Source organism: Pseudomonas sp. SO81, from assembly GCF_030374125.1.
Lineage (GTDB): Bacteria > Pseudomonadota > Gammaproteobacteria > Pseudomonadales > Pseudomonadaceae > Aquipseudomonas.
On record NZ_CP126126.1, the window covers coordinates 1,964,031 to 1,986,739 of the forward strand.

The 22,709-nt window shown below is 65.6% G+C and carries 18 protein-coding genes; 2 read left to right on the forward strand and 16 right to left on the reverse strand.

The window, feature by feature from the left end:
• Window positions 1-25 precede the first annotated feature (25 nt).
• The gene (locus tag OH686_RS09410) at window positions 26-640 is read left to right on the forward strand and encodes a BUD32 family EKC/KEOPS complex subunit (protein ID WP_289538038.1); all 615 of its coding nucleotides are present in this window, start codon (window positions 26-28) and stop codon (window positions 638-640) included.
• Window positions 641-790: 150 nt separating this feature from the next.
• Here the strand turns inward: OH686_RS09410 and OH686_RS09415 are convergent, their stop codons facing one another.
• The 16 genes from OH686_RS09415 to glnE form a co-directional block, all read right to left on the reverse strand.
• Window positions 791-1,069, reverse strand: a complete 279-nt coding sequence (locus OH686_RS09415) for a WaaZ-like lipopolysaccharide core biosynthesis protein (RefSeq protein ID WP_289538040.1) — start codon at window positions 1,067-1,069, stop codon at window positions 791-793.
• A gap of 431 nt (window positions 1,070-1,500) precedes the next feature.
• On the reverse strand, window positions 1,501-2,052 hold the full coding sequence (locus tag OH686_RS09420) for a serine acetyltransferase (protein WP_289538042.1): 552 nt from the start codon (window positions 2,050-2,052) through the stop codon (window positions 1,501-1,503).
• Window positions 2,049-3,263 (reverse strand): O-antigen ligase family protein, encoded by a 1,215-nt coding sequence (locus OH686_RS09425; protein ID WP_289538044.1) that lies wholly within the window; start codon window positions 3,261-3,263, stop codon window positions 2,049-2,051. The genes OH686_RS09420 and OH686_RS09425 overlap by 4 nt, the downstream gene beginning before the upstream one ends.
• Before the next feature lie 16 nt (window positions 3,264-3,279).
• Entirely contained in the window at window positions 3,280-4,386 is a 1,107-nt protein-coding gene (locus tag OH686_RS09430) for a capsular polysaccharide export protein, LipB/KpsS family (protein ID WP_289538046.1), read from the reverse strand.
• 65 nt (window positions 4,387-4,451) lie between these two features.
• Window positions 4,452-5,717, reverse strand: coding sequence for a capsule biosynthesis protein (locus OH686_RS09435; protein WP_289538048.1), 1,266 nt, complete (start codon window positions 5,715-5,717; stop codon window positions 4,452-4,454).
• Between the two features lie 7 nt (window positions 5,718-5,724).
• A complete protein-coding gene (locus OH686_RS09440) occupies window positions 5,725-6,846 on the reverse strand; it encodes a glycosyltransferase (RefSeq protein ID WP_289538910.1) in 1,122 nt (373 codons plus the stop codon).
• 170 nt (window positions 6,847-7,016) lie between these two features.
• Complete coding sequence (locus OH686_RS09445; protein WP_289538050.1) at window positions 7,017-8,771, reverse strand: carbamoyltransferase family protein; 1,755 nt, start codon at window positions 8,769-8,771, stop codon at window positions 7,017-7,019.
• 155 nt (window positions 8,772-8,926) lie between these two features.
• Entirely contained in the window at window positions 8,927-10,348 is a 1,422-nt protein-coding gene (locus tag OH686_RS09450) for a lipopolysaccharide kinase InaA family protein (protein ID WP_289538052.1), read from the reverse strand.
• Window positions 10,348-11,091 (reverse strand): lipopolysaccharide kinase InaA family protein, encoded by a 744-nt coding sequence (locus OH686_RS09455; protein ID WP_289538054.1) that lies wholly within the window; start codon window positions 11,089-11,091, stop codon window positions 10,348-10,350. Before OH686_RS09455 ends, OH686_RS09450 begins: the two co-directional genes overlap by 1 nt.
• Window positions 11,088-11,825, reverse strand: a complete 738-nt coding sequence (locus OH686_RS09460; RefSeq protein WP_289538055.1) for a lipopolysaccharide kinase InaA family protein — start codon at window positions 11,823-11,825, stop codon at window positions 11,088-11,090. The genes OH686_RS09455 and OH686_RS09460 overlap by 4 nt, the downstream gene beginning before the upstream one ends.
• On the reverse strand, window positions 11,822-12,637 hold the full coding sequence (rfaP, locus tag OH686_RS09465; RefSeq protein WP_289538056.1) for a lipopolysaccharide core heptose(I) kinase RfaP: 816 nt from the start codon (window positions 12,635-12,637) through the stop codon (window positions 11,822-11,824). The genes OH686_RS09460 and rfaP overlap by 4 nt, the downstream gene beginning before the upstream one ends.
• Entirely contained in the window at window positions 12,634-13,755 is a 1,122-nt protein-coding gene (locus tag OH686_RS09470) for a glycosyltransferase family 4 protein (RefSeq protein ID WP_289538058.1), read from the reverse strand. Before OH686_RS09470 ends, rfaP begins: the two co-directional genes overlap by 4 nt.
• Window positions 13,755-14,759, reverse strand: coding sequence for a lipopolysaccharide heptosyltransferase I (gene waaC, locus OH686_RS09475; protein ID WP_289538060.1), 1,005 nt, complete (start codon window positions 14,757-14,759; stop codon window positions 13,755-13,757). The genes OH686_RS09470 and waaC overlap by 1 nt, the downstream gene beginning before the upstream one ends.
• Before the next feature lies 1 nt (window position 14,760).
• Window positions 14,761-15,795 (reverse strand): lipopolysaccharide heptosyltransferase II, encoded by a 1,035-nt coding sequence (waaF, locus tag OH686_RS09480; protein ID WP_289538062.1) that lies wholly within the window; start codon window positions 15,793-15,795, stop codon window positions 14,761-14,763.
• Window positions 15,796-15,953: 158 nt separating this feature from the next.
• The gene (locus OH686_RS09485; RefSeq protein WP_137975112.1) at window positions 15,954-16,877 is read right to left on the reverse strand and encodes a branched-chain amino acid transaminase; all 924 of its coding nucleotides are present in this window, start codon (window positions 16,875-16,877) and stop codon (window positions 15,954-15,956) included.
• Between the two features lie 40 nt (window positions 16,878-16,917).
• A complete protein-coding gene (gene glnE, locus OH686_RS09490) occupies window positions 16,918-19,821 on the reverse strand; it encodes a bifunctional [glutamate--ammonia ligase]-adenylyl-L-tyrosine phosphorylase/[glutamate--ammonia-ligase] adenylyltransferase (protein ID WP_289538064.1) in 2,904 nt (967 codons plus the stop codon).
• A gap of 241 nt (window positions 19,822-20,062) precedes the next feature.
• Here glnE and aceE point away from each other — a divergent pair, with 241 nt between their 5' ends.
• Window positions 20,063-22,708: a pyruvate dehydrogenase (acetyl-transferring), homodimeric type gene (gene aceE, locus OH686_RS09495; protein ID WP_289538066.1), complete on the forward strand. Its 2,646-nt coding sequence runs from the start codon at window positions 20,063-20,065 to the stop codon at window positions 22,706-22,708.
• Window position 22,709: the final 1 nt, after the last annotated feature.

Sequence of the window (22,709 nt, forward strand, 5' to 3'; positions counted from 1 at the left end):
ACCATAGACTGGCTAGAGGAACGAGATGCGGATTGTAACAGCGCAGGAACTGGAAAGCTGGCTAGCCAGCGGCAAGGTGCTCGAGAAGGATGCCAAGGGCCCCAAGGTAGTGGCTCTGGAGAGCGGCCTTCTGCTGAAGATCTTCCGCAGCCGGCGCCATCCGTTCCTGGCCAGGCTGCGCCCCGATGCCAGGCGCTTCGCGGAGCGCGCCACGCGTCTGCAGCAGATGGGCATCCAGACACCGCGAATCGAAGAGCCGTTCTGGGTGGACAAGAAGCGGGCCGTGAGCGCCTGCCTGTATGCGCCGCTGGCCGGCACGCCCCTGGATGGCCAGTTCCGCGAGTCCCGCGAGACTTTCATGGCCCAGCTGCCCGAGCTGGCCGCCTACATCCTCAAGCTGCACCAGCTCGGCATCTACTTCCGCTCGTTGCATCTCGGTAACGTCCTGCGCACACCGGATGGCGGCTATGGCCTGATCGACTTCCTGGACATTCGCTTCAAGCGCGCCCCACTGGGGCGCCTATTGGTACGCCGCAATTTCCGCCACCTGCAGAGCTATCTGCAGCGCCGCAAGGTAGAGAACTTCCCCTTGGATGAGCTCCTGGAGGCGTATGGAGCGGCAAGCAAGGCATCCAACTGAGCGAGGTTTAGCTTGGGTACCACACTCGCCGGCAGCCGACTTTCCGCAGACAGATTGAAGACTTGGAAATTCCGGCTGATGACGCGCTCCGCCATCATTTCGAAGCACGGCTGAATGTAATCCTCATCCAGGCGACTGGGTGCCGCCTCGCTACCCTGCTCGTAAGCTCGAGTCGAAATCCATCCCGACCAGAAATACCCTGCTGAAGCCAAGGTGATACGCCAGTTGGATCCCAGCATAAGGCACGGTGCGACTGCTGAAATAGCCCTTTTCCAGATTGCGGCTGAAGCCGATCCGATTGGGTTTCTGGCGCAACCAGGAAAATCCGCACTCCAGATCAGGGTCACGCTGGGCCTGCCAGGCAAACTGCCGGTCATCCATGATTTCGCGCCCCGCCACGTCGCGATTGACCCGCTCGAAGCGGAACACCGACGCCTCGCGCAACGCGTGCGGCTTGTTTAAGTAAGGCCTCAATGACTCTGGGACTGAGCGCCAAATGCTGCGCTGAATGTACAGCCTGCATCAGCAGCGGCAGACGATTGCGCACGAAGCTGTCATCGCACAGGTAGAAAAGCGGCGCGATAGCCGCTGCGACCAGGCAGCGGATGGAGCCGTTGAGCGCCAGCATCGGATAGCCGGCGTAGCGCTGCAGCGGAAGGTCCTTGGCCGTGGCCGGATGCAATGACGAATAGGTCACCCGTATAGCGACCCCGCAATGTCCAAAACGATTGCCCTGGCAACAAGCCCTCCCTAGCTTACCGCGCGAGCGCGGTACTTCTGCTCCATGAAACTGGTACATATACACGGTTGGTTGACCAACAATTCCTTTGTTGCCCGCCTCAACCCTGCATCGTTCAACTTTACTGCGGGAATATCTCGCCGGTTTTGCGGGTGAAATAGACGCTGTTGTCAGGCAAATTTTTGTTTACGAAAGACATGGCGCCGATGCTGACGTTGTCCCCAATCTGGATGTCGTCACCGATGATGCAGGAGTGGGCAGCGAGCTTCACGTTGTCACCGATGCGAATGCACTTCTCGCCATCCCCACCCTTGATCCCTACCGTGCAGTTTTGCCACACCTTGAAATTCTTGCCGATTACGGAGTAGCCACTAATGACGATTCCCGTCGGATGGCCTATCCACAACCCCTCGCCGACCTCGGCCCCCAGCATGATTTCTACGTTGTAGCGACGACTCAGGCGCTCGTTGAACAACTTGGCCCGGCGGCGCCAGAAATCGCTTTTGCTGGAGTGCATCACATAGGCCACGCGATACCAGAACACGTATGCGTAGCGGTTGCTGCGTTTGCATTTCTGCCGGACACGCCGCCAGGAAAAGCGCCGCTCCGCACTACCAAGGATCTCGATGGACCAGTAACGCTTGAGCAGCTGGAGATCGGCAAACAGGCTCATCGCGGTGCTCCTGGCGAAGTCAAGTGGACAGCGCGGCGCGGGAGCGCCGATATAGCCAGCAAAATACCTACGGGCAACCAGAAAACTATCCAGAAGACTCCCGGCCGCAGGAAAATCACATAGAAGTTGGCGATCGAGGCCACCAGCGTGAAGACCATCAACGCCAGCCCCAGAGGCACCATGTCGTCCTGCAGCCTGCGGGCCCAGCCCTTATGCAATACCAGAACGACCAGCGTCAGCAGGAGCAAAAGCCCCGGCAGTCCATACTCGAAGAAGAATTGCAGGTAGAGACTATGTGCCTGGTTGAAGCAGCGACCGGCAGCCTCGACGCAGATCTTGGCCTCGGCGCCCGCGCCAGTTCCCCATAGCCAAAAAGTGTCCATCTGCGCGAGCCAGCGTTTGAAAATGACATCGCGGTAGCTCAATTCCAAACCACCGGCACTATTCAGCAGGAACAGCATCAGCACCAATAGCGGCACAGCCACAGCGATGGCAATACCCAGCAGGCGCCAACTCAGCAGAAACCAGCTTAGGGTTGCTAGACCCGCGAGCACGCTTATCCATACTCCACGCGAGTAGGTGAAATACTGGTAGGTCAGCATGCCTATCAGCGCGAATAGACACAGCCAGCGCAGGATCCCCGACACTTTGACGCTCAGATGCGCCGCCAACAGTGCAGTCACACCGAAGTACAGGGCGGAAACGATCGGATTGCCGAAGTCGGCCAGCCCATTGCGATGCCAGGCGAACAGGCGGAACGCGCGATACTCCAGCCCACGCTGCTCGATATACAGTGCCTGCACCAGACTGCCCCAGGCAAACAGGCCTGCCACCAGGACGACGGCCACCAGCAATCGCTGCCAAATCCGGCGGTCCTGCATCACCAAGCTGATGGCCTGCAGATACAGCCAGGTATAGAGGGTCACGCGCAACCAACGCAACGCACTGCCATCGCTACCTGGGTTCAACAGCGCGACGATCAACACCCAGCCGAGCAGCGCTAGCAGCACTGCATGCAACGGGCGCTGCCAGCTATCGAGGCGCGGCCACAGCAGCACGACCGCCAGCAAGGCTGGCAGAAACAACATCAGATTACCGATCGCCGTGTAGCGGCTGCCGTCGGTAATGAAGCACAGCCCGGCCAACTGCAGGAACAACCCGAGCGCGAGCCAGTACTGAAAGAAGGGGTACAACTTGTCTCTGACGTTCAACCAACACCTTCCTGCTTTACGCGCCCATTCGCCGAGCAACTTCCATCAGATGGTCTGCACTGGAATCTTGCCAGCGTCCAGGCACACAATATTCATGTCGCAGATAATGCAGAAAGCTCCGGCGCAGCGCCTCATCCACCGGCCACTGCGGATATGCCTTGACGATCCGCACCATCTCACCCGCCGAGTCGGCATGCATGACCACACCTTCCACGTTGAAGAACGCCTGACCCAGCGTCAGTAACGGCTTGCCGAGCAGCAAGCTCTCCAGCCCCACGGTCGAGTTAATGGTTATCACAAACTCGCTCGCCTCGATCAATTCCTGAGTGGGATTGCCATTGGCGAACAGCAACCGCTCGTGCGTGCGCTGATGCAGCTCCGGGTATGACTCGCGGCTCGACGGATGCTCCTTGAACACCACGGTCCAACCGGTCTCGGCGGCGACCCGCTCACCGAGGGCGAACAACTCACGCATGTTGCCGATCCAGGGCGAGAATAGGCGCACCTGCGTATCGCGATCATCCTGAAACGGAATGAACACGAAGCGCTCGGGCAGCGCGATCGCCACCCGCCCTTCCACGCGAGGCTTGCGCGGAATCAACGTCACGGCCTGCTGCAGGTCGGTACCCTGCTGACGCTCGGCGTAGGCCCGGTAGAAGGCGGCGTCACGCGGTACGGAGTTGAAATAGTTGACCCCGCGCGGATCGAGAGTCGTGGTATCCGGCAGCAGGCCATTCTCGACGAAGAAGGTACCGCAACCCTCTGGCAGCAATGCCCGCAACAGCTGGCAATAACGATGCGAGCCGTTCCACATGACCAAATTGGCGGGGCGCTCACGACTCAGCAGCGCCTCGGCGCGCAGCGCCATGAAAGCCAGCTCGAGCCGCAGCAACAGCCGGTACAAACTGCCCTGATACTTGCGCTTGACCCGTCGCTCCTGGCACTTCTCCTCGACCAGGTGCGCCCAATCGATACGCCCCGCCACGCGTGCCCACTGCCACGGATGTGGCCAAGGCATGTTCCGCGGCGCGACAACCTTGCCTTGCAGCTCGGTCTCGTCAAGCAGGCGCTGGAAATAGATGCGCTGGTGCTTGGCCAGGGAGAAGAATAAGAACTGGGTCATTGTCATATCCACGACAGGAAGTCCGGGCCGGCCATCCGCCGGCGGCGATAAAATACGGTAAACATTCAGGCGGTGGCAGACAGACTGTGCAATTCCACCTGCCCCGGGATCTTCTCTTCCCGCAACAGGCATTCGAGAATCTGCAGATTCATGTCGAGCCCATCGCACCCGTGCGCGAGATGGAAATGGCCGAACGCTGTGGATTGCTTCACCGCCGACGCGTAATCGCCCTCGAGCGATTCGAGCCGCTTGCTCAGTGCCTCGGAGGCCCTGATCATGTCACCGAAAAATCGCTGCTGGTCGAAGATATCGGCATCCTCGCTCAGATTGACCGGTAACACCGGTCGCCGAGCCAACCCCGCCTCGATCACCGCATTGGACATGATATTAACTACGATCGAGGCGCGCTCCAGGGCTTCGGCCAGGCTGCACTGGCGAGGCAGCACGCTGACATTGCCAAGCGCGCCGGCCGCCTCCTGCCAGAACGGTACCTGGCTGCGCGGATGGGCCTTGATCAGCATCTGGTATTCGGGATTGCGCGCCGCCCAGTCCCGCAACAGGGCATAGGTGCGCTGATAGCCGGCTTCCTTCTCCTTGTCCGGACCGACGCCCAGCACCAGCATCACCCGCCGCGCCGGATCGGCCGGCGGCAGGTCGAAGGCCTTGTCGATCATGTGCGAGCCGGCCAGCACCGCCGTCGAGGTGCCGAAACGCAGCTCGCGCGCCTGCAAGGCATCCAGCGAGCTCTGGCCGAACAGGAAGTAATAGTCATAGTCGTTCATCCCCAGGCGCCGCGAGCCTTCACCGGTGGTGGCGTGGGCCAGGTGCACGAGCACGCTCTGCCTGGCGTTCAGGGCCAGACGCAGGAAGGGCGAATACAGGCTGCCGTTGCGATCGTTGAGCAACACCCGCGGCTGATAATGCTCCACCAGCCACTCGGCATGCGCGGCGATACCGAAGTAGCGGGTCGGTACCGGGAATGGCGGGCGCTTGAGCTGACGTTCGCCCAGGAGAACCTTGGGCTCCTGCAGCGCGGTCTCGATCAGGCGATGGCCGCGTGCGCGCAACGCCTCGATCAGCAGTTTCTTGCGTTGCAGCTTGATCACCTTGGGGGACGACTGCAGCAACAGGAAATCGCAGGGCTCAGTGGGCTCCGCCTCGGCCAGCCGCGACTTCGCCCGCACGCCGAACCACCAGTCGCTCAGCGCCTCGCGGGCGAAGCGCAGGGCGCTGCCAACCAGGCCATGACGCTCGCGCAGCAGCAGCCAGCGATAGCGATCCAGGGCTCTGGCCTTGGCGGCCCAGGGGTTGGCGACGGCATCCTGCGTCATGGCGTCCTCAGTTCAGCTCGGCAAGTAGCGGCAATGTCCAGAAGCGCTTGCGCACCGCCTGATCGGAGAAGCACTGCTGCAGCCGCGCCAGCATTTCCTGGCGCAGGGCCTGCAGATCCTGGACCTGGGCCTGGCGCACCAGTGCCTCCGCCAGATCGGCCGGCGCGCCGAGCGGGAACAGTCCGCCCACCCCCTCGATGACCTCGCGACCACCGCCGCAGTCGGTACCGATCGCCGGCACCCCTGCGGCCATGGCTTCCAGCAGAACCATGCCGAACGGCTCGTGGTCGGAGCTCAGGGCGAAGACATCGAAGGCCCGGAAATAGCGGCGCCCATTGGCCACCTGACCGAGGAAACGCACGGAATCGGCAACGCCCAGCTCCGCGGCGAGGGCCTTCAGCGCTGCCTCCAGCCTACCGCTGCCCATGATCGCCAGCAGGCTGCCGCGCGGCAGCCGCGGCAGGGCCTGGGCGAAGCCGCGGATCAGGGTGGCCTGGTCCTTGTCCGGATGCAGGCGCCCCACATTGCCGACCACCCAGGCATCCAACGGCAGGCCGAGATGCTCGCGGGCGGCCTCGCGGGACACCAGCTCGGCACGGGCAGCATCGACATCGATGCGGTTGTACAGCGTCTCGATGCGCTCGTCCGGCCAGTTGCCCAGGTGCGCACGCATCTGATCACGCACAGCATTGGACACCCCGAGCAGGAGCAGGCGCCCACGGAAGCGATTGACGAACAGCCGGCGGCTGAGTCGGCCATAGACGCCAAAGGCGTGGTGCACGCCGATCACCGGCAGTGCGGTGGCCAGCAGCGCCACGTAGATGGGCTTGAAGCGATGGGCGATGCACAGCTTGAATTCGCGCGAGGCCGCGATGCGCCGCAACTCGCGAATGGCGGCGAGCTTGAGGCCGCGCACCTGGCGACTGGAGAAATCGAGAAAGATCACTTCGTCGGAGGCGGAGCCCTGCTCCACCCCGCGGCTCGGCGCACCGGTCAGATAGACGGTGCAGACCTTGTACGGCGTACCGGCAAACAGCGCGGCGTACTGCCGCGCGCAATCGAGGAAGGGGCCGTCATAGCCATGGCAGAACTGCAGAACCCACTGCTCTGGTTGGCTGTGCGTCGGCAGGGCGTCGTTGAGCGCCGCCTCGGAAGCAGCTTGCTGCTGACGCACTTCAGTGCGGCCCCGAAGGGGCGAGCTCCGCGAGCCATGCTCATTTACCACAGTAAACTCCGCTTCCTCGGCGCCCCTCGCCTAGCCCTGCGCTAGCTCGCTCAGCCAGACGACGGCCAGCCCCCTCAGATATTGTCATACCAGTCCTTGCCATCCTTGACCACCAGGATGTCCTGCATGATCAGGTACTGCAGGTCGGAGCCATAGAACATGTTCAGCGCGTCGGTCGGCGAGCAGATCATCGGCTCGCCGCGGCGGTTGAGCGAGGTGTTCAGCGACACGCCGTTGCCGGTGAGCTTTTCCAGCTCCAGCATCAGGTCGTACCAGCGCGGGTTGTACTGGCGCTCCAGCACCTGGGCGCGCGAGGTACCGTCCTCGTGCACCACTTCGCCGACGCGGTTCTTCCACTCCTCGTTGACCTCGAAGGTGAAGGTCATGAACGGACTCGGGTGGTCGACCTTGAGCATCTGTGCGGCCACGGTGTCGAGCATCGACGGGCAGAAGGGTCTCCAGCGCTCGCGGAACTTGATCTGCTCGTTGATGCGGTCGGCCACGCCCGGCACGCTCGGGCAGCCGATGATCGAACGGCCGCCGAGGGCGCGCGGACCGAACTCCATGCGACCCTGGAACCAGGCCACGGGGTTGGCGTCGACCATGATCTTGGCGATGCGTTGTTCGACGTTGTCGATCTGCTTGAATACCGGCTTGTTCGGGTGGCGGGCACAGGCGGCGATCACGTCCTCGTTGGAGTAGGACGGGCCGAGGTAGACGTGCTCCATCTTCTCCACCGGCACGCCGCGCTGGTGCGAGACGTAGGCGGCGGCGCCGACCGAGGTACCGGCGTCGCCCGAGGCGGGCTGCACGAACAGCTCCTTCACGTCGTCGCGGGCGATGATCTTCTGGTTCAGCTTGACGTTCAGCGCGCAGCCGCCGGCGAAGGCGATCTTGCCGGTTTCCTTGAGGATGTCGCCGAGGTAGTACTCCATCATCTCCAGTGCCAGCTTCTCGAACAGGGCCTGCATGCTGGCGGCGTAGTGGATGTACGGGTCGTCGGCGATGTCGCCCTGGCGCTTCGGCCCCAGCCACTCGATCAGCTTGGGCGAGAAGTAGTAGCCCTTGCCGTTTTCCTTGTAGCGGCGGAAGCCGATGACGTTGGCGTAGTCGGTGTTGATGGTCAGCTCGCCGTTCTCGAACTTGGCCAGGCGCGAGAAGTCATACTTGGCGGCGTCGCCATAGGGCGCCATGCCCATGACCTTGAACTCGCCGTCGAGCATCTCGAAGCCGAGGAACTCGGTGATCGCGCCGTACAGGCCGCCGAGGGAGTCCGGATCGTAGAACTCCTTGATCTTGTGGATCTTGCCGTTCTCGCCGTAGCCGAAGAAGGTGGTGGCGTACTCACCCTTGCCGTCGATGCCGAGGATCGCGGTTTTTTCCTTGAAGCCCGAGCAGTGGTAGGCGCTGGCGGCGTGGGCCAGGTGGTGCTCGACCGGCTCGATCTTGACCTTCTTCAGGTCGAAGCCCAGCTGCTCCAGGCACCACTGGATCTTCTTGTGGTAACGCTTGTAGCGGCGGTTGCCCATCAGGATCGCGTCGAGCGAGCGGTCCGGGGCATACCAGTAGCGCTTGGCGTAGTGCCAGCGGGCCTTGCCGAACAGGCTGATGGGGGCGAAGGGAATGGCCACCACGTCAACCTCGGAGGGCTTGATCCCGGCCTGTTCCAGGCAGAACTTGGCGGACTCGTAGGGCATGCGGTTCTTTGCATGCTTGTCGCGCACGAAGCGCTCTTCCTCGACCGCCGCGATCAACTTGCCGTCGATGTACAGGGCGGCGGACGGGTCATGGCTGAGTGCGCCGGACAGGCCGAGAATGGTCAATGCCACGGGAAAGCCTCTTGCAGCTGCGGGCGGGCGGGCCGCCACGGAAGGGTGGAAGGCGAGCATGCGCTCGCCCAAACAAAGCGGGGGATTATAGCCGCTGCACCCGGCCTAGGGTATTCCGCCGGGAAGCTGACCATGCGGTCCGCTCGCCGAGGCCTCTAGAGCCGCGGCAGGCGCTGGTCGAGCAGGAGATACAGGGCCGAATCCTGCGGCCAGTTGCGCAGGAAGCGCGCCCGGTCACGGGCATAGGCGCGGGCGAAACCGGCCTGGCCCTGGTGCTGCTGCATGGCATCCAAGTCGATCAGGCTCCAGCGCCCGTCGTCCCAGAACAGATTGGTGCCCTTGAGATCCCCATGGCTGATGCGCTCGCGCAGCAGGGCGGCGAACAGCCGGTCCAGGGCCTGCAGCTCGGCCTCCGGCGGCGTGCTGTCGACATAGGGCGCGAAGCGCACGAGCAGGTCTTCGCCGGCGCAATGCGCGGTCACCAGGTAGGCCTGGGCACGCAGCCAGCACCAGCGCCGCTCGAGCACCGCCAGCGGGCGCGGCGTGGCGATACCGAGCAGCTCCAGGCGATTGCCCTCGACCCAGCTGTGCCAGGCCCGGCTCGGCCGCCAGAAGCGCTTGAGCCAGTGCCGCCAGTTCTTGATGTTGTAGCGCTTGACCACCAGCGGCCCGCCCTCGGCCTGCACCAGCGCCACCGTGGCGCTGCCGCCGTTCTTCAGCGCCTGACCCCGGACGATGGCCGCATCCGGATCAGCCAGCAGGCCCTGCAATTGCTCGACCCGCTCGCGGCGGACCACGCGCAGGCCGAAGGCGCCGATCTGCGCGGCGAACAGGCTGCAGTCGCGGGCGACCTTCTTCAGGTAGTCGCGCAGGCGCCACTGGCGCACCTTGGCCACCTCATCGAGCAGCGCTTCCAGAGGCAGGGCATGCTCGGCATTGACCAGCAGGTAGTGCACCAGCAGCTCTTCGGTGAAGGGCTCCAGCTCCGCCGGCAGCTGGGCGAAGAACACCCCGAGATTGGCCAGCACCCGCGCCCGCGACAGCGGCCGGCCGGCCGTTTCGGCCTGCACACCGCCGCCATCGATCAGGTACAGCTGCCCGTGCTGGCGCAGCAGGTTGTCCAGATGCAGGTCCGACTGCCACAGCCCCTTGGCGTGCAGCTGGCCGATAGCGGCCAGCGCCTCGCCGAGCACCGTTTGCTGGGCGTCGGACAGCAGCGGTTCGTTCTCCACGGCGCGCCAGGCACCCCACAGGCTCTCGGCGCCGTCCAGGTAGTCGAACAGCAGCCAGCCGCCCTGCTCCGCCGCGAAGCCCTGGGCCAGCAGCTGCGGCGTGGTCAGGCCCTGTTCGGCGAGCAGACCCGCGCCGGTCAGCTCACGCTGGAAATGACGTTCGGCCTTGGCTCCCACCAGCAACTTGGCCAGCACCGCGCGGCCTTGCCAGCGGGCCAGGCCGACATAGCGCTGCCCCGGCAACACCCGCAGCAGGCGCTCGACCACCAGTTCGTCGCCGGCCAGCTGCAACGTCAGCGGCAGGGCCGGCGTGCGGCCGGACGAGGCCAGCTCGGCGAGCCGCATCAGCGCGCTTCCTTGTGCCGCCGGCGCGCGCCGAGGCGCTGGCGCCAAGGCTCGAGATCCGCCTCGTTGCCGAGGTAGGCGGCCAGCAGCTGGCGCACCTCGGCCTCGCTCCAGGCGCCGGCGCGGCGCAGCAGCGGCTCCAGATCCTTGATCCGGTCGCGGCGGCCGAACAGCAGCGGCCGGGTCTTCTCCAGGTCGATCAGCTGTGCGGCGAAGCCGGCGCCCTGTTCGCGCAGAAAAATGTGCTTGGGATAGAAGCAGCCATGCACCTGTCCGGCAGCGTGCAGGCGCCCGGCCAGCTCGCCGCAGGCCTGCAGGATGGCGCCGCGCTGGGTCGCCGACAGCTGCGGCCAGCGCTGCAGCCACTGTTCGAGATCCTGCCAGCCATCCAGGGCGCGGGTCAGCAGGATCGCGCGGCGTTCGCCAGGCAGGCGGCGCTCGCCAAAGAAGGCCGCCTGCAGCGCGGGGATGCCCAGGCCGTCATAGCGCTGGATATTGCGAAACTCGCGGGCGAAGGTGGGCTCGCCGAACGGACGGGCCAGGGTACGGGTCAGGTGATTGCTCTGGCGCTTGAGGTAGTAGGCCGCCTCGCCCAGGTCCAGGCGATAGACGCTACTCCAGCCACCACGCTCGGTGTTGGGCTCGTCCACCGCCTCCAGCTTGAGCGCCCAAAGCGCATCAAAATCGGCCAGTCCGTGGCGTTCGAGGATCGCGCGATCCTCGGCGGCGATAAAGTCGCTCATTCCCTGCCCTCGAAGAATTTCACTATCTCTCTCACCCGCCGCTTGTCCCCGGCGCTCAGGCGCTCGCGGCCGCGATACTGCAGGAAGAAACGCAGGCGCTGGCTGCGTGACAGCACCTGGCTGGCGACCTTGTCCAGGCAGGCCAGGTCCTTGACGATGCGGTAGCGCAGGAACGGCCCCCACCAGAAGGTGCCGGTCGGGCAATCAATGAGGAACAGCTCGGCGCGGTCGTTGACCAGCACGTTGCGCCACTTCAGGTCGTTGTGGGCGAAGTGGTGGTCGTGCAGCGCCCGGGTCGCCGTCGCCAGCTGGCGGCTGACGCCGTCCACCCACTGCGGATCGCGCAGGCGCTCGTCGCGGCGCTTGGCCAGCAGCGCCATGTCCTGGGTGTTTTCCAGCTCGCGGGTGATCAGCGCGCCGCGCAGGAAGGCGCCGCCCTTGCGCTCCAGGCCATAGGCGACGATGGGCGCGGTGGGAATGCCCCACTTGGCGAAGTGCTTGAGGTTCTGCCACTCGGCCTTGACCCGCGGCCGCCCCAGGTAGCGGCGCAGGCCCTTGCCGGCGCCCCAGTAGCGCTTGACGTAGTAACGCACGCCATCGCGCTCGATCAGGATCACTTCCGACAGCGGATCGCGGGTCAGGCGCTTGCCCTCCAGGGCAAACACTCGCTCCAGGCTGGCCAGCTCGGCCGCCAGTGGCGCGGGCAGTTCGGCATTCAGCCGCCATTCGCTCATCCCTGGGCTCCCGGCGCGTATTTGCGGGCGTAGCGCGCCAGCAGACGGTCCGCCTTGCGCTCCAGCCAGGCCAGCAGCGCCGCCTCGTCGCGCAGGATGTCGCGCAGGGGGCGCTGGAAGTAGGCCTTGAGGAAACGCAACTTGTCGCGGCGGGTCAGGCCGATGTTGAGGGCGGAGAAATACAGGCCGGCCAGGTCCTTGTTGCGCCAGCGAGTCGGCGTGGCGCCGCGCACCTGGGCGCGATGCAGATCGATCAGCGACAGACGGAAGCCGTCCGCGGTGACCGGCTTGTCGGTGTGCAGCAGGAAGTGGCAGATGTAGCAGTCGCGGTGGTTGACCCCGGCGCGGTGCATGCTGCCGGTCATCTTCGCCACCTCGGCGATCAGCGCGCGCTTCAGACGCGGCTCGGGCGGCTGCTGCACCCAGTTCAGGGTCAGCTGCTCCAGATCGGTGGTCGGCGCCAGTTCCTCGGTGACGATGAACGAATGCTGCGCCGCCGGGTTGCTGCCGCGTTCGCCGTAGGCCACTGCGGTCATGGTCGGCACGCCGGCCTCGGTGAGACGCTGGATGGCCGCCCATTCCTGGCCGGCGCCGAGCACCGGCAGCTTGGCGGTGAGAAGGTTCTTGACGATCTCGCCCCAGCCGATGCCGCGGTGGATCTTGACGAAGTAACCGCGCCCGTCGACCTCGGTACGCAGGGTGCGGCGCCCTTCCAGCTCGCGGTAGACCTTGCCCTGCAAAGCCTCCACGGCGGCGAAGGCGTCGCGCCCGGCCCACAGCGACTGGAACGGCTCGGCGAGGATTAGTTTCATGCGCGCTCCGCCAGGATCACATCGGCCGCGCGCTGCGGCATGGAATACAGGTCGGCGCTGGCAGCGAAGGCCAGGCCATTGGCGCCCCACTTGGCGCGCGCCGCGTCATCACCCAGCATCTCGGCCAGCAGGCGGTTGAAGCTGTCCTGCGCGAAAGGCGCAGGCACCACACGCCCGGCGTCGGCCTCGGCGATGTAGTGAGCGTAGCCGCACACCTCGCTGACCAGCACCGGCAAACCGGAGACCACCGCCTCCAGCAGCACAGTGCCGGTATTCTCGTTGTAGGCCGGGTGGACCAGCAGGTCGGCGCCGAGCAGGAAGCGCGGAATGTCGCTGCGCCCCTTGAGGATCTGCACCTGGTCGGAGAGCCCCAGCGCCTTGACCTGCAGCAGGAAGGGCTTGGGATCGTCCTGGCCGATGGCGATCAGCCGCGTGCGCTGCTTCAGCTCGCGCGGCAAGGCGGCCAGGGCCTTGAGGCTGCGGTCCAGGCCCTTGGTCTTGAAGCCGGAACCGATCTGCACCAGCAGCAGGTCGTCGTCCGCCAGCTTGAACTCGCGGCGGAACTCGGCGCGGATCTCGGCGGCATTGGCCGGCGCGCGGCGGTCCTGGGCGATGCCCGGTGGCAGCAGATGGAAGCGCGCCTCCGGGGTTCGGTAGTGCTTGATGAACAGCGGCTGCTGCACCTCGGAGATCATCAGGATCTCGGTCTTCGACTCGGGGGCGAACACCGCCCGCTCGTAGTCGGCGAAGTGCTTGTAGCGGCCCCAGCGCTTGTAGATCGGCGCGCGCAGGGTCTGCGCCTTGTCTTCGTAGCAGCCATCGGCGGCGTAGTACACGTCCAGCCCCGGCATCTTGTTGAAGCCCACCACCCGATCCACCGGATCGCGCGCCAGGTCGGCGGCCAGCCAGGCGCTGAACTTCTCGTTGCGACGGTGGTTGAACAGCGCCTTGATCGGCGCCACCCGCACATCGAAACCGGCCGGGACTTCACCCTCCCAGATCGGCGTATAGACGCGGATGGCGTGGCCACGCGCCTGGCACTCCAGGGCGATGCGCATAAAGTCGCGCTGCAGGCCGCCGAAGGGGAAATATTTGTAGAGCACGAAGGCCAACTGCATCAGACGGCCTCCTGCTGCGCCAGCAGCATGGCGTTCAGCGCATCGCCCACGCGCTGGGCGTCGAGCCCGTCGAAGCACGGCTTGCGCCGGTCGCCCAGGCCGGCATCGGGGCCGGTCGCGCACAGATGCACCTGGCCGCGGCCATAGGCGCCGACCTTGCCCGGCAGGGTCGGGCCGTAGAGGGAGATGCTCGGCACATCCAGCGCCGCGGCCAGGTGGCCGAGGCCGGTGTCCACGGCGACGCAGGCGGTGGCGCCGGCGATCACCTTGGCCACCCCGGCCAGGTTCAACTTGGGCAGCACGGCGGCGTTGTCGATACCGGCGACGATGCGCTGGGCCCGCTCGCGCTCCACTTCGTTGCCCCAGGGCAGGCGGATGGCCCAGCCCTGCGCGGCCATGCGTTCGGCCAGGGCGCGCCAGTCGGCCTCCGGCCAGTGCTTGCTGGCCCAGGTAGTGCCATGCAGGAACAGCAGGTAGGGCTGCGCAGCAGCATCGGCCATGGCGGCGCGATCCAGACCGTAGTCGCCGATCTGCTGCGGCAGCTCGTAGCCCAGGGCCTGGGCGAACAGCTGGCGGGTGCGTTCCAAGGCGTGCTGATCCTTGGCCACCGCGTACAGGCGGTCGTAGAAGCGACAGGCGATCGGCTCGCGCGCCGAATCGCGATCCAGGCCGGCCACCGGGGCCTTGGCGTAGCGGGTCAGAAAGGCGCTCTTGAACAGGCCCTGGGCATCGATCACCAGGTCGTAGTCGACCTCGCCCAGGCGCTGCTTGAAGCGCTTCCACTCGCCGCTCTTCCAGGTCTGCAGCAGGTGCTTGCGCCAGCGGCGGATGGCCACCGGGATCACCTGGGCCACGGCCGGATGCCAGGCGGGAATCTCGGCAAAGCCCTCCTCCACCACCCAATCGAACTGGATGCCGGGAATCGCCCGCGCCGCGTCGGTCAGCGCCGGCAGGGTGTGAATCACATCGCCGAGCGAGGACGTCTTGATCAGCAGTACCCGCAAGCTATTGCACCTCGACCGGATCGGCGACCAGGCGATCCAGCGCCTCGAGCACCGGGCGCGGCTTGAGCTCGCGCAGGCAGTTGTAGTGACCGAAGCGGCAGGTGCGCTCGAAGCACGGACTGCACTCCAGACCCAGGCGCACGATCTCCACCTGATCCGCCAGCGGCGGGGTGAACTGCGGCGAGGTGGAGCCGTACACCGCCACCAGCGGGCGGTTGAGCGCGGCAGCCACGTGCATCAGGCCGGAGTCGTTGGACACCACGGCGCCGGCGGCGGACATCAGGTCGATGGCCTCGGCCAGCGAGGTCTCGCCGGCCAGGTTGACCGCCTCCTCGCGCAGGCCGGGAATCAGGCGATTGCGGATGTCCTCGCAGCCGGGATGATCGTTCTTCGAGCCGAACAGCCACACCTGCCAGCCCGCGCGGATCTTGATCTCGGCGACCTTGGCGTAATGCTCCACCGGCCAGCGCTTGGCCTCGCCGAACTCGGCGCCGGGGCACAGCGCCAGCACCGGGCGGTCCAGGCCCAGGCCGAACTTGGCCAGGGCGGCGGCGCGGCTGGCTTCGTCGATCGCCAGGCGCGGCTGCGGGTAGGGCTTGGGCAGCTCCGCACCATCCTCATAGGCCAGCGCCATGAAGCGCTCGATCATCAGCGGCAGGCGCTCTTTATCCAGCTTGCGGATGTCGTTGAGCAGGCCGTAGCGCATCTCGCCCTTCCAGCCGGTGCGCTTGGGGATATCGGCGAAGAAGGGTACCAGGGCGGACTTGAGCGAATTGGGCAGCAGGATCGCCTGGTCGTACTGGCCGGCCAGGGACTTGCCGATCTTGCGGCGAGTGGCGATATCCAGCACGCCGTGGCCGAGCGGGAAGCTCAGCGCCGCGCGCACTTCGGGCATGCGCTCGAGGATCGGCCGGCTCCACTCGGGTGCCAGCACGTCGATCTCGCAGCCGGGGTGGCGTTGCTTGAGGCAGACGAACAGCGTCTGCGCCATCACCATGTCACCGACCCAGCTCGGGCCCACGATCAGTATTCTCATCACGACTCCGGAAATGAGCAGGGAGGCTCTCGCCTCCCCAGTCACTGCCCTGTTATCTCTTTTCGTATGCCCCGAACGAACCAAGGCGACTCGGAACGGGGCAATCGTGACCAATAGATAAGGTTTTGGTCACGATCTTTCAATGCCTGCGACCGGCCTTACTTGACCAGTGTGCGCCACTCAGCATGGGCGCTGGTCTGGCCGGTGACCAGGTCGAAGTAGGCCTTCTGCAGCTTCTCGGTCACCGGACCGCGGCTGCCGATGCCGATCTGGCGGCCATCGACTTCGCGAATCGGCGTGACTTCCGCGGCGGTGCCGGTGAAGAAGGCCTCGTCGGCGATGTACACCTCGTCGCGGGTGATGCGCTTCTCCACCACCTCGATGCCCAGCTCCTTGGCCAGGGTGAGGACGGTGGCACGGGTGATGCCGTTCAGGCAGGAGGTCACTTCCGGGGTGTACACCACGCCGTTCTTGACCAGGAAGATGTTCTCGCCCGAACCCTCGGCCACATAGCCTTCGGTGTCCAGCAGCATGGCCTCGTCGGCGCCGCCGGAGATGGCTTCCTGCAGGGCCAGCATCGAGTTGATGTAGTTGCCGTTGGCCTTGGCGCGGGTCATGGAGATGTTGACGTGGTGACGGGTGAAGGAGCTGGTGCGCACCTTGATGCCCTTCTGCAGCGCCTCGTCGCCCATGTAGGCGCCCCAGTGCCAGGCACCGACTATCACATGCACCTTCAGGCCGGTGGCGCGCAGGCCCATGGCCTCGCTTCCGTAAAACACCATCGGGCGGATGTAGGCGGTTTCCAGGTTGTTCTCGCGCACGGCGGCGCGGGTGGCCTCGTTGATCTCCTCCTTGGTGAAGGGGATCTTCATGCCCATGATGTGGGCCGAGTCGAACAGGCGGTCGGTGTGCGCCTGCAGGCGGAAGATGGCGGTGCCCTGCGGGGTGTTGTAGGCGCGTACGCCCTCGAACACGCCCATGCCGTAGTGCAGGGTGTGGGTCAGCACGTGGGTGGTCGCTTCGCGCCACTGCACCAGTTCGCCGTCATACCAGATCACGCCATCGCGGTCGGCCATCGACATCGTTGCCACTCCTCAGTGTTCGTCTCGTTCAAATCGTCGGTCAGCTCAGGCCCAGCTCGCGCCACAGGCGCATCACGCTGCGTCGTTCGGCGGCGAACTGGTCGCCGCCGACCTTGCCCGGCTGTTTCTGCAACGCCTGCCGGTGGGCGGCGGAGCGGTAGGCCTTGTAGGCCTCCTGCAACAGTTCGACGTCTGCGGCAGGCATCAATCCCACGTCGCGCAGGCCATCGAGAATGCGGATGTTATCGGTGTAGCGATGCAGCTCGGGGTGCTGCCGCGACCACGCCAGGGCCGCGTATTGCACCATAAATTCGATATCGACGATACCTCCGGCGTCCTGCTTCAGATCGAAGGAAGACGCGGCGTCGAAGGCATTTTGCGCGGTGCCGGCGGCGGTCTCCCGAGTGCCCAGGTTGTCGCGCATCTTGGCGCGCATCTCGCTGACTTCAGCCTGCAGCTTGGGCAGGTCGCGCTCGCGGCCGAGCACCTCGGCGCGCACTCGCTCGAAGGCCGCGCCGACTCGCGCGCAACCGACCAGCACGCGGGCACGCACCAGGGCCTGGTGCTCCCAGGTCCAGGCCTCGTTTTCCTGGTAGCGCTGGAAGGCGCCGAGGGAGCTGACCAGCAGGCCCGCCGCCCCCGAAGGGCGCAGGCGCATATCGACGTCGTACAGCTGGCCGGAGGTGGTCTGAGTGGTCAGCAGGTGGATGATGCGCTGGCCCAGGCGGGCGAAGAACTGCGCGCCGTCGATGGGCTTGGCACCATCGGTCTCGGCCTGGGAGTCGCCGTCATGGATGAACACCAGGTCCAGGTCCGAGCCGTGGCCGAACTCCAGGCCGCCGACCTTGCCGTAGCCGACGATGATGAAATCCGGATCACACAGGCTGCCGTCGGCGCGGCGCGGGTTGCCGTACTTGGCCACGGTCTGGCGCCAGGCCAGGGCCAGCACCTGGTCGAGGACGGCCTCGGCCAGCCAGGTCAGGTAGTCGCTGACCTTCATCAGCGGCAGGGTGCCGGCGATTTCCGAGGCGGCCACGCGCAGGCCGTGGGCCAGCTTGAAGTGGCGCAGGGCCTCCATCTGCTGCTCCAGGTCGTCCTCGGGAATCCGCGTCAGCCGCTCGCGAAGCTCGGCGGCCAGCTCCGGCGCCAGTGGTGGCTTGAACAGGCGGCCCTCGTTGAGCAGTTCATCGAGCAGCAGCGGGAAGCGGGTAATCTGTTCGGCGATCCACGGGCTGGCCGCGCACAGGGTCAGCAGGCGCTTGAGCGCCAGCGGGTTCTCGGTGAGCAGCACCAGGTAGGCGGAACGCCGCGCCACCGCCTCGATCAGCGGCAGCACGCGCTCCAGCACCAGGTCCGGATTGGCGTGCTCGACGGTCTGCGCCAGCAGGCGCGGGATAAAGGCATCCAGGCGCTCGCGACCGAGGCGCTGCATGGTGCGCACCTGGCTGCCGCTGCGCAGGTCGATCAGGCGTTTGAGCGCGGCGGCGGGTTCGCTGAAGCCTGCCTCGGCCAGCTGGCGGCCGGCCATTTCCTCGTCCAGCGCGTCCTCCCACAGTGGCAGCCACTCGCCGCCGACGCAGGTCTCGGCCTCGCCACCCTCGTCCTCGTCCGGGTCGGCGATGACCTGGCGGAAGTGCCACTCGATGCGCCCGCGCCACTGCGCCAGGCGCTCCAGGAACTGCGCCCAGGAGTCGCAGCCCATGATGCAGGCCACCCGCGCGCGGTCGATGTCGTTGTCCGGCAGCATCTGCGTCTGGCGGTCGCCGATGGCCTGCAGGGCATGCTCGGTATAACGCAGGAATTCGTAGCCTTCCTTCATCTCGGCGATAATCGGCGGCGGCAGATAGCCCTGCCCCTCCAGGGTCGCCAGCACCTTGAGCAGCGGCCGCTGCTGCAGGCTGAGGTCGCGGCCGCCGTGGATCAGCTGGAAGGCCTGGGCGATGAACTCCACCTCGCGGATGCCGCCGGAGCCGAGCTTGACGTTGTCGCTCATGCCCTTGCGCCGCACTTCCTGCTGGATCAGCTGCTTCATGGAACGCAGCGCCTCGATGGCCGAGAAGTCCAGATAGCGCCGATAGACGAAGGGCCGCAGCATCTCCAGCAGCTGCTTGCCGGCGGCCTGATCGCCACCGACCACTCGCGCCTTGATCATGGCGTAGCGCTCCCAGTCGCGGCCCTGGTCCTGGTAGTACTGCTCCAGGGCATTGAAGCTGAGCACCAGCGCGCCGGCCGAGCCATACGGCCGCAGGCGCATGTCGACGCGGAACACGAAGCCCTCGACGGTGATCGCATCCAGCGCCTTTATGAGTCTCTGTCCGAGGCGGATAAAGAACTCCTGATTGTCCAGCGAGCGCTTCACCCCCTCGGTCTCGCCGCCTTCCGGGTAGCCGAAGATCAGGTCGATGTCCGAGGACAGATTGAGTTCGTGGGCGCCGAGCTTGCCCATGCCCAGGATGACCATGTGCTGCACCTGGCCCGAGCGCCGACCCATCGGCGTGCCGAACTGCTCGCAGTGGCGTGGGAACAGCCACTCGTAGGCGCCATCGATGCTGGCATCGGCCAGGTCGGAGAGATCGCGGCAGGTCTCGGCCAGGTCGGCCTGGCGGGTCAGGTCGCGCCAGATGATGCGCACCTGCTGGCGGTTGCGGAAGCGCCGCAGGCGCCGGCCCAGTTCGTCCTCGTCGGCGCAGTCGACCAGCGCTGCCTGCAGCTGGGCGCGCAGCTCGCCGCCCTGCAGGCGCCGCTCCAGTTCGCCACTGGCGCCCAACTCGGCCAGCAGTTCGGGGGCACGCACGGCCTGTTCATGCACGAAATCGCTGAGCGCGCAGACCCGCTGCAGCGCCTCCGCGCGCTCGCCCGACCAGTCGGAAGGCAGCAGCGCGGCAGCGCGTTCGGCGAGGGGCAACAGGGTGGTCGGCAGGGCGGCCAGTGGCGGCAAACTCATGGTCTATCCTTGGGGACGGGCAGTCAGACCCGATCTATCCCAGGCGCCACTGCCCTTCCTGAAACTGTAGTTTTACTACTAAAGAATGTGTCCCGGACTCCACAGGCGCCATCGAAATGTAGTAAAACTACAAAAACGACCATGAACACCCTGGTCGATAACGACTTCCCGTAGCCCGCCCAAAAAGCGTGCACGAGCCCAGGCCTCCGATTCTGGAAGCCTTTCCGCCCTGGAGCAAGCCATGCAAGACCTCGATCCCGTCGAAACCCAGGAATGGCTGGATGCCCTCGAGTCCGTCCTCGACAAAGAAGGTGAAGACCGCGCCCACTACCTGCTGACCCGCATGGGTGAGCTGGCCACCCGCAGCGGCACCCAGCTGCCATATGCGATCACCACGCCCTACCGCAACAGCATCCCGGTCGGCCACGAGGCGCGCATGCCCGGCGACCTGTTTATGGAGCGGAGAATCCGCTCGTTGGTGCGCTGGAACGCCCTGGCCATGGTGATGCGCACCAACCTGCAGGACCCGGACCTGGGCGGCCATATCTCCAGCTTCGCCTCCTCGGCGACCCTGTACGACATTGGCTTCAACTACTTCTTCCAGGCTCCCACCGAGGAGCACGGCGGCGACCTGATCTTCTATCAGGGCCACGCCAGCCCCGGCATCTACGCCCGCGCCTTCCTCGAAGGCCGCATCAGCGAAGAGCAGATGAACAACTTCCGTCGCGAGGTCGACGGCAAGGGCCTGTCCTCCTACCCGCACCCGTGGCTGATGCCGGACTTCTGGCAGTTCCCCACCGTGTCCATGGGTCTGGGTCCGATCCAGGCGATCTACCAGGCGCGCTTCATGAAGTACCTGGAGAGCCGCGGCTATATCCCCGCTGGGAAGCAAAAAGTGTGGTGCTTCATGGGCGACGGCGAGTGCGACGAGCCGGAATCCCTGGGCGCCATCTCCCTGGCCGGCCGCGAGAAGCTGGACAACCTGATCTTCGTGATCAACTGCAACCTGCAGCGCCTGGACGGCCCAGTGCGCGGCAACGGCAAGATCATCCAGGAACTGGAAGGCGTGTTCCGTGGCGCCGAGTGGAACGTCAACAAGGTGGTCTGGGGCCGCTTCTGGGACCCGCTGCTGGCCAAGGACGTCGACGGCCTGCTGCAACGCCGCATGGACGAAGTGATCGACGGCGAGTACCAGAACTACAAGGCCAAGGACGGGGCCTACGTGCGTGAGCACTTCTTCAACAGCCCCGAGCTCAAGGAAATGGTCAAGGACCTCTCCGACCAGGAGATCTGGAACCTCAACCGCGGCGGCCACGACCCGTACAAGATGTACGCGGCCTACCACCAGGCGGTGAACCACAAGGGCCAGCCGACCGTGGTCCTGGCCAAGACCATCAAGGGCTACGGCACCGGCGCGGGCGAGGCGAAGAACACCGCGCACAACACCAAGAAAGTCGATATCGACAGCCTGAAGAAATTCCGCGACCGCTTCGACATCCCGGTCAAGGACGACGAGCTGGAGAGTCTGCCCTTCGTCAAGGCCGAGCCGGGCAGCCCGGAATACAAGTACCTGCACGAGCGCCGCGCCGCCCTCGGCGGCTTCGTGCCGCAACGCCGCGCGCAGAGCTTCAGCATTCCGACGCCGCCGCTGGAGACCCTCAAGGCCATCCTCGACGGCACCGGCGACCGCGACATTTCCACCACCATGGCCTTCGTGCGCATCCTCTCGCAGCTGGTCAAGGACAAGGACCTGGGCGCACGCATCGTGCCCATCGTGCCGGACGAGGCGCGCACCTTCGGCATGGAAGGCATGTTCCGCCAGCTCGGCATCTATTCCTCGGTCGGCCAGCTGTACGAGCCGGTGGATAAGGACCAGGTGATGTTCTACCGCGAGGACAAGAAGGGCCAGATCCTCGAGGAAGGCATCAACGAGGCCGGTGCCATGTCCAGCTGGATCGCCGCCGGTACTTCGTACTCCACGCACAACCAGCCGATGCTGCCGTTCTACATCTTCTATTCGATGTTCGGCTTCCAGCGCATCGGCGATCTGGCCTGGGCCGCCGGCGACAGCCGTGCCCGTGGCTTCCTGATCGGCGGCACCGCCGGCCGCACCACGCTCAACGGCGAAGGCCTGCAGCACGAGGACGGCCACAGCCACATCATGGCCGCGACCATCCCCAACTGCCGCACCTACGATCCGACCTACGGCTACGAGCTGGCGGTGATCATCCGTCACGGCATCAAGGAGATGATCGAGCAGCAGCAGAACGTCTTCTACTACATCACCGTGATGAACGAGTCCTACCAGCAGCCGGCCCTGCCGGCCGGCACCGAGGACGGCATCATCAAGGGCATGTACCTGCTCGAAGAGGACAAGAAGGAGGCCGCGCACCACGTGCAGCTGCTGGGTTCCGGCACCATCCTGCGCGAGGTGCGCGAGGCGGCGAAGATCCTGCGTGACGAGTTCAACATCGGCTCGGACGTGTGGAGCGTCACCAGCTTCAACGAGCTGCGCCGCGACGGCCTGGCCGTGGAGCGCTGGAACCGCCTGCATCCGGGGCAGAAGCCCAAGCAGGCGTTCATCCAGGAATGCCTGACCGGGCGCAAGGGCCCGGTGGTGGCCTCCACCGACTACATGAAGCTGTTCGCCGAGCAGGTGCGCCAGTGGGTGCCCAGCAAGGAATACAAGGTGCTCGGCACCGACGGCTTCGGCCGCAGCGACAGCCGCAAGAAACTGCGCCACTTCTTCGAGGTGGACCGTTACTGGGTGGTGCTGGCCGCGCTGGAGGCGCTGGTCGACCGTGGCGAGATCGAAGCCAAGGTGCTGGCCGACGCCATCGCCAAGTTCGGCATCGACCCCGAAAAAGCCAACCCCCTGGACTGCTGAG